This window comes from Bradyrhizobium genomosp. III, from assembly GCF_000261705.1.
Classification (GTDB): domain Bacteria; phylum Pseudomonadota; class Alphaproteobacteria; order Rhizobiales; family Xanthobacteraceae; genus Bradyrhizobium; species Bradyrhizobium ottawaense.
In genome coordinates, this window is sequence record NZ_AJQF01000185.1 from 1 (window position 1) to 9,044 (window position 9,044).

The 9,044-nt window shown below is 65.2% G+C and carries 8 protein-coding genes and 1 pseudogene; 4 read left to right on the plus strand and 5 right to left on the minus strand.

Going from position 1 to position 9,044, the window contains the following annotated elements; genetic code table 11:
• Both IC66_RS48300 and IC66_RS0116225 read left to right on the plus strand, forming a co-directional pair.
• Positions 1-85: pseudogene (locus IC66_RS48300) on the plus strand (DUF2946 domain-containing protein); the annotation flags it as partial.
• Positions 86-233: 148 nt separating this feature from the next.
• Positions 234-2,603 (plus strand): TonB-dependent receptor, encoded by a 2,370-nt coding sequence (locus tag IC66_RS0116225; protein ID WP_038948325.1) that lies wholly within the window; start codon positions 234-236, stop codon positions 2,601-2,603.
• A 101-nt stretch (positions 2,604-2,704) separates the two neighbouring features.
• On the opposite strand, the gene IC66_RS0116230 is transcribed toward IC66_RS0116225, so the two are convergent.
• Positions 2,705-3,220 (minus strand): GNAT family N-acetyltransferase, encoded by a 516-nt coding sequence (locus tag IC66_RS0116230; RefSeq protein ID WP_038948326.1) that lies wholly within the window; start codon positions 3,218-3,220, stop codon positions 2,705-2,707.
• Positions 3,221-3,369: 149 nt separating this feature from the next.
• Positions 3,370-3,861, minus strand: a complete 492-nt coding sequence (locus IC66_RS0116235; RefSeq protein ID WP_038948327.1) for an NUDIX domain-containing protein — start codon at positions 3,859-3,861, stop codon at positions 3,370-3,372.
• Positions 3,862-3,968: 107 nt separating this feature from the next.
• On the opposite strand from IC66_RS0116235, the gene IC66_RS0116240 reads away from it, so the two are divergent.
• Positions 3,969-4,850, plus strand: a complete 882-nt coding sequence (locus tag IC66_RS0116240) for a metallophosphoesterase family protein (RefSeq protein ID WP_038948328.1) — start codon at positions 3,969-3,971, stop codon at positions 4,848-4,850.
• A gap of 122 nt (positions 4,851-4,972) precedes the next feature.
• Here IC66_RS0116240 and IC66_RS0116245 read toward each other — a convergent pair whose 3' ends face one another.
• The 3 genes from IC66_RS0116245 to IC66_RS0116255 form a co-directional block, all read right to left on the minus strand.
• Positions 4,973-5,527 carry a hypothetical protein gene (locus IC66_RS0116245; protein ID WP_038948330.1) on the minus strand — a complete coding sequence of 185 codons (555 nt, stop codon included), beginning with the start codon at positions 5,525-5,527 and terminating at the stop codon, positions 4,973-4,975.
• Between the two features lie 196 nt (positions 5,528-5,723).
• Positions 5,724-5,933: a DUF4170 domain-containing protein gene (locus IC66_RS0116250; RefSeq protein WP_018323282.1), complete on the minus strand. Its 210-nt coding sequence runs from the start codon at positions 5,931-5,933 to the stop codon at positions 5,724-5,726.
• Between the two features lie 30 nt (positions 5,934-5,963).
• The gene (locus tag IC66_RS0116255) at positions 5,964-7,598 is read right to left on the minus strand and encodes an isocitrate lyase (RefSeq protein ID WP_028141727.1); all 1,635 of its coding nucleotides are present in this window, start codon (positions 7,596-7,598) and stop codon (positions 5,964-5,966) included.
• 231 nt (positions 7,599-7,829) lie between these two features.
• Between IC66_RS0116255 and IC66_RS0116260 the strand changes: the two genes are divergently transcribed.
• A partial coding sequence (locus tag IC66_RS0116260) for a helix-turn-helix domain-containing protein (RefSeq protein ID WP_038948331.1) occupies positions 7,830-9,044 on the plus strand: 1,215 nt, incomplete at its 3' end.

The following is a 9,044-nucleotide window of genomic DNA, read 5'->3' on the forward strand; positions in this document are numbered from 1 at the left end:
GCTCCACCGCACCACTGATGCCGAATTTCTCCATCTGAAATCGGCCGGCACGGCGTTCCAACCGCGCGCCCCTCCCGCGTCCTGACTCTCAACATCGCTTGATCACGCCCGGGCTCGCCGCGCATCGGCAAATGCCCGGGAGACGTTGAAGTCGAATTCCGTCGCGCCGCGACGGCAGGCCGCCTCCGATCAGCACACAATCATGCGGACGGCGCCTGACTGGAATCAGGACCATGCCATTCAAATTGCGACGCGCGCAGCGTCTTGGCGGAGCGAGCCTGCTCCTGCTCGGCGCCGCCGCCACGCCCGCTTTCGCCCAAACGCCTGCGCAAGACAAATCGTCGACCGAGATCCCCGCCGTCACCGTGACGGCGCCGAGCCCTATCGTGCGCAGAGCGGTGGTGCCGTCGCGCAACCCCGGCCGCGGCACGCGGACCGCGCGGGTGCGCAGCCGCCAACAAGCGGCGGAAGCAGAGCCGGCAGCCGCCGTGCCCGCCGCGCCTCAGCAGGGCGTGCTGCCTATTGTGACCAACCAGTTCGCGACGGTCACGGTGGTGCCGAACGAGGAGATCCGCCGCGAGGGCGGCGGCCAGCTCGGCGATCTGCTGTTCTCCAAGCCGGGCATCACCGGCTCGAGCTTCGCGCCCGGCGCCTCCAGCCGGCCGATCATCCGGGGTCTCGACGTCAACCGCGTCGGCATCGTCGAGAACGGCACCAATTCGAGCGGTGCGTCCGATCTCGGCGAGGATCATTTCGTCCCGATCGATCCGCTGGCGACCAACCAGATCGAAGTGGTGCGCGGGCCTGCCGCGTTGCGCTACGGCTCCACCTCGATCGGCGGCGTCGTCAGCGCCACCAACAACCGGATTCCGGATGCGGTGCCGAACTGCGCGCCGTCATTCCAGGCTTACGGCCTGCCGACCAAGGCGCCGCTAGCGAGCGCAGCGACATCGCCTTGCGTCACCGCCGAGACCCGTACCGCGTTCTCTTCGGTCGACCGTGGCGTGGAAAGCGGCGTACTGCTCGACACCGGCGGCGGCAATTTTGCGTTCCACGCCGACGCCTATGGCCGCACGACCTCGGACTATTCGATTCCGGGCTATCCCTATCTGAACGATCAATCGCGCCCCGTGAACGGCCGTCAGCCCAACTCGGCGACGCGCTCGGACGGCGCCTCGATCGGCGGCTCCTACTTCTTCCAGGGCGGCTATATCGGCGCATCGATCACGCAAAACGATTCGCTCTACCACATCCCCGGCATCGACGGCGCCGACCACCGCACGCGGATCGACGGCCACCAGACCAAGATCAACGTCAAGGGCGAGTACCATCCCGACGCCGTCGCGATCGACGCCGTCCGCTTCTGGGCCGGCGCGACCGACTACCGCCACAACGAGATCGGCCTTGCCGATCCCGCCGACCTCAACAGCGACGGCATCAGGCAGACCTTCACCAACAAGGAGCAGGAAATCCGCACCGAGGTGCAGCTGATGCCGTTCAATGCGCGCTTCGCCGAAGTGACGACGGCGCTGGGCTTCCAGGTCGGGCATCAGGAATTGAGCGCGCCGAGCCCGGACAATCCCGGCACGCTGTTCAACGGCCTGTGGGACCCTAACAACAGCACGCGCGTCGCCGGCTACGCCTTCAACGAGTTCAAGTTCACGGAGGCGACGCGGGCGCAGATCGCCGGCCGCATCGAGCATGTCGAGCTGCACGGCACGACGCCGGACTTCCCGGCCGATTATTTGCCCGACGGCACGCCGCAGGCGGCGATCGCGCGCAATCCGTCCTTCACGCCCAAGAGCGGCAGCATCGGCCTGCTGCAGGATCTGCCGGGCGGCATGGTCGGCAGCATCACCGCGCAATATGTCGAGCGCGCGCCGAAGGCGGCCGAGCTGTTCTCGCGCGGCGGCCATGACGCGACCGCGACCTTCGACATCGGCAATCCCAACCTCACCATCGAGACCGCGAAATCGGTCGAGCTCGGCGTGCGCAGGGCGACGGGGCCGTTCCGCTTCGAGGCAACCGTTTACTACACGCATTTCGACAATTTCATCTATCGCCGCCTCACCGGCGTGTCCTGCGATGACGACTTTGCCTCCTGCGGCACGCCGGGCGCCGAGCTGAACCAGGCGGTCTACTCGCAGCGCAATGCCAATTTCCGCGGCGGCGAATTCCAGTCGCAGCTCGACGTCGGCGCGTTCCAGGGTGGCATCTGGGGTATCGAGAATCAGCTCGACTTCGTCCGCGCCACCTTCAGCGACGGCACCAACGTGCCGCGCATTCCCCCCATGCGAATGGGCGGCGGCGTATTTTGGCGCGACGACAACTGGCTGATGCGCGTCAACCTGTTACACGCCTTCGCGCAGAACAACGTCGCATTGATCGCGGAGACGCCGACGGCGGGCTACAATCTGTTGAAGGCCGAGGTCAGCTACAAGACCAAGCTCGACCGCAACTGGTTCGGCGCGCGCGAGATGATGGCCGGCATCGTCGGCAACAATCTCCTCAACGAGAACATCCGCAACTCGGTGTCCTATACCAAGGACGAGGTGCTGATGCCCGGCATCGGCGTGCGCGCATTCGCGAACTTCAAGTTCTGATCTTGGGTGCGTCGGGGCCAGGGGGCCCCGGCACACCGGCTTTCTCACCCCGTCATTGCGGAGCCGCTGTCGTCTCGTAGTGCACAGAGTGGTAGCCTGAACTACTTCCGCGCCTTGCTCCAGTCCGGGCCGACCGGGCCCGACACGCCTTCGAAGGCGCCGTGGACGAGCTCGAACACCAGGATGCGGGCGGCGTCGACCGGGCCGGGCATGGTGACGCGGCCCTTCGGGACCGGCTTGAATCCGACGCGGCTGTAATAGGGCTCGTCGCCGACCAGCAGCACGAGGCGGTGACCTTTCGCCTTCGCATCCTTTAGCGCGCGCTCCATCAGCAGACGGCCGACACCGCGGCCGCGGAATGGCGGCTCGACCGTCAGCGGGCCGAGCAGCAGCGCCGGCGTCTCGCCGACCAGGACCGGCAATTGCCTGACCGAGCCGACCAGCAGCGTGCCGATGCGCGCGGTGAAGGACAATTCGAGCAGATGGTCGACGTGCTCGCGGATCCTGTAGGCGCTGAGCACGAAGCGGCCGGGACCGAAGGTGCGTTCGTGCAGCCGCTCGATCGATTGGGCATCGCCAGCGGCCTCGGGGAGGATGGTCAGTGAGAGATCGGTCATGTTAATCGCGGGATAGCACCTGAACGCAGCGCGGTCCATCGGGCAACAAGGCGCTCAGCTCCTTTTCAAGGTCGACGGGAGAGGTGTTCTGAAACCCTCGGCTTGCATTCGTTCAACTCCAACTCCTGACGCACTCGCACAGGCCGTCCTCAGCGCCACGTCGCAACCATTGGCCGGCCGTCCAGCACTTCGGCGATCCGCAGCCGCGTCCCTCGCGTGGTGCCGTCGGGCAGCGCCGTGACCGCGAAGAACCCGCATTCGACGATCTCGCGGTTGGCCTCGGGCAGGCGGTCCTGCCTGAACTGCCTGACGACGTAGACCGCGACGTGGTCGCGGCGGGAAACGTGGCTGTTGAGGAAGATGCCATGCAGCACGGCCTCGCCAGTGAGGTCGATATCGCCCTCCTCCTTGAGCTCGCGCCGCATCGCCTGCTCCATGGTCTCGCCGTGGTCGACGCCGCCGCCGGGCAGGTACCAGCCGCTGACGTAGCTGTGCCTGACCAGAAACACCCGATTCTCGGCATCCAGCACCACGGCGCGGACGCCGAGCGTCATACCGCGAACGATGAGGAAATAGGCGTGGAAGACTCGCCGCAGCAGCGGCTCGAATTTTCGTCGAATACGGTCCAGACGATCTCCCATCAGGCTTCCTTGAGGCCGCTGTCCCGGCCCCGCTTGCACAGTCCCCGCGACCTTGCCATTACAACGGAGCAATAGCGAGGCAATCGCACGCCATGACTCCCAACACGCTGGCCCCCTTCACGCTCGCCCATCTGTCCGATCCGCATCTAGCGCCCTTGCCGAAACCGCGGCTGATCGAGCTCGCCGGCAAGCGCGTGCTCGGCTACGTCAACTGGACGCGCAACCGCCACAAGTACCAGCGTCGCGAGGTGCTCGATGCGCTGGTCGCCGACATGAAGGCGCAGGCGCCCGACCACATCGCGGTGACGGGCGATCTCGTCAACCTCGCGCTGGAAGCCGAGTTCGCCCCTGCCCGCGCCTGGCTCGAGGGCGTCGGCCCGCCCGACCGCGTCACCACGATTCCCGGCAATCACGACGCCTATGTCCGCGCCACGTCGCATCGTTTCGGCGAGACGTTTGCGCCGTATCTCGCCGGCGACGACGGCGGCATGGGCTTTCCATCCGTGCGCCGGCGCGGGCCGCTCGCGCTGATCAGCCTGTCCACGGCGGTGCCGACCCTGCCGCTGATGGCGACGGGTACGCTCGGGCGCGATCAACTCGACTCTCTTGCAGCAATGCTCGAACGGCTCGCGGCCGAGGACGTCTTCCGCGTGCTCCTGGTGCACCATCCCTTGAAGTCCGATGCACGGCAGAAGCGGATGACAGATTCGGCCGCGCTGCTGGCGCTGCTCAAGCGCCACGGCGTCGAACTGATCCTGCACGGGCACGACCACATTCATTCGACGATGTGGTTCGAGGGTCCCAACGGCAACATTCCCGCGCTCGGCGTGCCCTCGGCCTCCGCGCTCGCGCACGGGCGCTACCCGGCGGCGGCCTATAATCTTTTCAGAATCGAGAAGGACAATGCCGGCTGGCGCTGCGAGCAAACGGTGCGGAGCCTCGGGGCGGGATTTCAGATGGGGCAGATCAAGCATGTGAGGCTGATCTAGTTCGATGTCATTCCGGGGCGCGCTATGCGCGAGCCCGGAATCCATCGAGCCGCAGAATTGGTGGATGAATGGATTCCGGGCTCGCGCCTTTGGCGCGCCCCGGAATGACGGCGGAGAATACCTCACCAGCTCCGCAAGGCCGCCAGCACGGCGAGGCCGAACAAGGTGGCGGCGCCGAGCACGAAGCCGAACACGAACGGCCACAGGCGCGAGCGGCGCGGCGGAGGCGCGACCGCGGGCTTCGGTTCGGGCGGGACCACCATCGCATGCTCGCGCTCGACCATGCGGCGCGCGACATAGTCGGTGACGGCCTCGACGATCACAGTGGTATCGTGCGATTCGGCGAGCACGATGCGGCCAAAGCGTGTGTCCTGAACGAAGCGGTACATCCGCTTGTCGCGCCCCATCACGATGTGGGCGACGACGTCGATCCAGAGTCTGGGCGTATCGCCCTGGCTGATGCCGCGGTCGAACAGATCGATCCTGTCAGGCACCTGCGCGAACAGGGGATCGAGCGCGTCGTTGAGGATCTCGAGCCGCGCCACCTCGGCGTCCCGGAGATCGACGACGACGCCCGTTCGGTCGGCGGCCTCGATCCGCGCGCGCAGCAGCGCATCGCGCAGCCGCACCGGGCGCGGCTGGCCGGGATGGGTCCCGCTGGTCTCGGGCTCTGACATGGTCGGCCTCGTCCTCGACTTTCCTCCATTAACCTATCAGCAACCTTGAGGCCCGCAAAGGGTCCATAATTCCAGATACTTACGGCGCCCACAGGCGATTGACCTGTGCCAAAAACAGACGATCCCACCCAGGCAGAGCCTGGATGGGACCATCCGTCCTTGGACGTCTTCTTAATTCAGGTCGGCAGCCAAGCCCTTAGGCCGAGACGCGCGACGGCTCTTCCACGATGGAGAAGCGGACGCCGGCCTTGTGGCGGTTCTCTTCCGAGACCGTGCGCCAGGCGTCCTCGGCCTCCTTGCGGGTCTTGAACGGACCCTGCACCTGGGCCGAGCCTTCCACGAGCTTGTGGAAGTTCATCGAACCGAACTCGCCGCCGATCACCCAGAAATTGCTGCCTTTGGTCATTGTCAGTCTCCTGTCCAATAGCGTGCTGCGTTAGCCGAACTGGTTCATCGTGTTGTGGACGCCGCCCGCCTTCAGGGCAGCCTCGCCGGCGAAGTATTCCTTGTGGTCGTCGCCGATGTCGGAGCCGGCCATGTTCTGATGCTTGGCGCAGGCGATGCCCTGACGGATCTCCTGGCGCTGGACGTTCTTGACGTAGCCGAGCATGCCCTGGTCGCCGAAATATTCCTTCGCCAGATTGTCGGTCGAGAGCGCCGCCGTGTGATAGGTCGGCAACGTGATCAGGTGATGGAAGATGCCGGCGCGCTTGGCCGAATCCGCCTGGAAGGTACGGATGCGCTCGTCGGCTTCCTTCGCCAGCGGCGTATCGTCGTATTCCGGCTTCATCAGCTCGGCACGGTTGTACTTGCTGACGTCCTTGCCGGCTTCCTTCATCGCGTCGTAGACCTGCCAACGGAAGTTCAGCGTCCAGTTGAAGGACGGCGAGTTGTTGTAGGCCAGCTTCGCGTTCGGAATGACCTTGCGGATGCGATCGACCATCTTGGCGATCTGCTCGATATGCGGCTTCTCGGTCTCGATCCAGAGCAGGTCCGCGCCGTTCTGCAGCGAGGTGATGCTGTCTAGCACGCAGCGGTCTTCGCCGGTACCCGGGCGGAACTGATACAGATTGGAGGGCAGCCGCTTCGGACGCATCATCTTGCCGTTGCGGTTGATGATGACGTCGCCATTGCGGGCGTTCTCCGCGGTGATTTCCTCGCAATCGAGGAAGCTGTTGTACTGGTCGCCGATGTCACCGGGCTTGTGGCTGACGGCGATCTGCTGCGTCAGGCCGGCGCCGAGCGAGTCGGTGCGGGTCACGATGACACCGTCTTCGACGCCGAGCTCGAGGAAGGCGTGGCGGCAGGCGCGGATCTTCGCGATGAACACTTCGTGCGGCACGGTGACCTTGCCGTCCTGGTGGCCGCACTGCTTCTCGTCCGAGACCTGGTTCTCGATCTGCAGCGCGCAGGCGCCCGCTTCGATCATCTTCTTGGCGAGCAGATAGGTCGCCTCGGCGTTACCGAAGCCGGCGTCGATGTCGGCGATGACGGGCACGACGTGGGTCTGGAAGCCGTCGATCTTCGCGATCAGCTCCTTCTCGCGGGTCTTGTCGCCTTCCTTGCGCGCCTTGTCGAGGAGGCGGAAGATGTCGTTGAGCTCACGCGAGTCCGCTTGGCGCAGGAAGGTGTAGAGCTCTTCGATCAGCGCCGGCACCGAGGTCTTCTCGTGCATGGACTGGTCGGGCAGCGGGCCGAACTCGGAGCGCAGCGCCGCGATCATCCACCCCGAGAGGTACAGATAGGTGCGATCGGTTTTGCCGCCGAAATGCTTCTTGACCGAGATCAGCTTCTGCTGGGCGATGAAGCCGTGCCAGCAGCCCAGCGACTGGGTGTACTTGGTGGGGTCGTTGTCATAAGCGGCCATGTCGGCCCGCATCAGCGCCGCGGTGTAGCGGGCGACGTCGAGGCCGGTCCTGAAGCGATTTTGCAGGCGCATGCGTGCGACGGCCTCGGCCGACACACCGTTCCAGGTCGGCTGGGTCTCGAGGAGCGCCTGGGCCGCCTTGATCTCGTCTTGATACGAGGCCGGGCGCTGAAGCGCGTTGATGCCGCGGGGCTGGTAATTCATGTGCCTATCCTTTCGCTGACGATGACCGATGGCTGGCCATCGACATTCTTGACAATGCATTGCGAGATGCGTGTCAGGAGCTAAACGCGAAAACAGAAACTTCGTATAGATGGCTTGTTTTTTATTGGTGATGTCATGTAACATCAGAACATGTAACAGATGTTATTTTGTAAACTTTGTAAAAAATATAGGTCAGTCAAGCTGTCCTTCATGTGCACGGAGATCTGAGATATGGCCGCCGAATCCGGCAAGAAACTCTTCGTCGGCCCGCGCTTCCGAAGGATTCGGCAGCAATTGGGGCTGTCCCAGACCCAGATCGCCGAAGGCCTCGGGATCTCGCCGAGCTACGTCAACCTGATCGAGCGGAACCAGCGCCCGGTGACCGCCCAGATCCTGCTGCGGCTGGCCGAGACCTACGACCTCGATTTGCGCGACCTTGCGACCGCCGACGAGGACCGATTCTTCGCCGAGCTGAACGAGATCTTCTCCGATCCGCTATTCCGCCAGATCGACGTTCCCAAGCAGGAGCTGCGCGACCTCGCCGAACTCTGCCCCGGCGTCACCCATGCGCTGCAGCGGCTCTACGCGGCCTATACCGAGGCGCGCCAGGGCGAGACGCTGGCCGCGGCCCAGATGGCCGACCGCGACGTCGGCACGCGTTACGAGACCAATCCGGTCGAGCGCGTGCGCGAGCTGATCGAGGCCAACCGCAACTATTTTCCGGAGCTCGAGCAGGCCGCCGAAGCCTTGCGCGACGAGCTGAACGTGCCGGCCGAAGGGCTCTATGCGGCGCTGGCCGCGCGTTTGCGCGAAAAGCATTCGGTCCAGACCCGCATCATGCCTGTCGACGTGATGCGCGAGACGCTCCGGCGCTTCGACCGCCACCGCCGCCAGCTCCTGATCTCGGAGCTGGTCGACCCGCCCGGCCGCGCCTTCCAGCTGGCCTTCCAGCTGGGCCTCGGCGAATGCGCGCAGCAGTTGGAGACCATCATCGGCCGCGCCGGCCCGCTCGAGGACGCCCCGCGCCGGCTGTTCCGCATCACGCTCGGCAACTACTTCGCCGCCGCTGTCATGATGCCCTATCCGGCATTCCTCGCTGCTGCCGAGGCGCTCAACTACGACATCCACGTGCTGGCGCAGCGCTTCAATTCCGGCTTCGAGCAGGTCTGCCACCGGCTCACCACTTTGCAGCGGCCGAACGCGCGCGGCATCCCGTTCTTCCTGCTCCGCGTCGACAATGCCGGCAACGTCTCCAAGCGTTTTTCCTCCGGCACCTTCCCGTTCTCGAAATTCGGCGGCACCTGTCCGCTGTGGAACGTGCACTCGACCTTCGATACGCCCGATCGCCTGCTCAAGCAGGTGATCGAGCTGTCCGACGGCACGCGCTATTTCTCGATCGCGCAGATGGTGCGCCGCCCCGTTGCGCCGCACCCGCTGCCGCAGCCG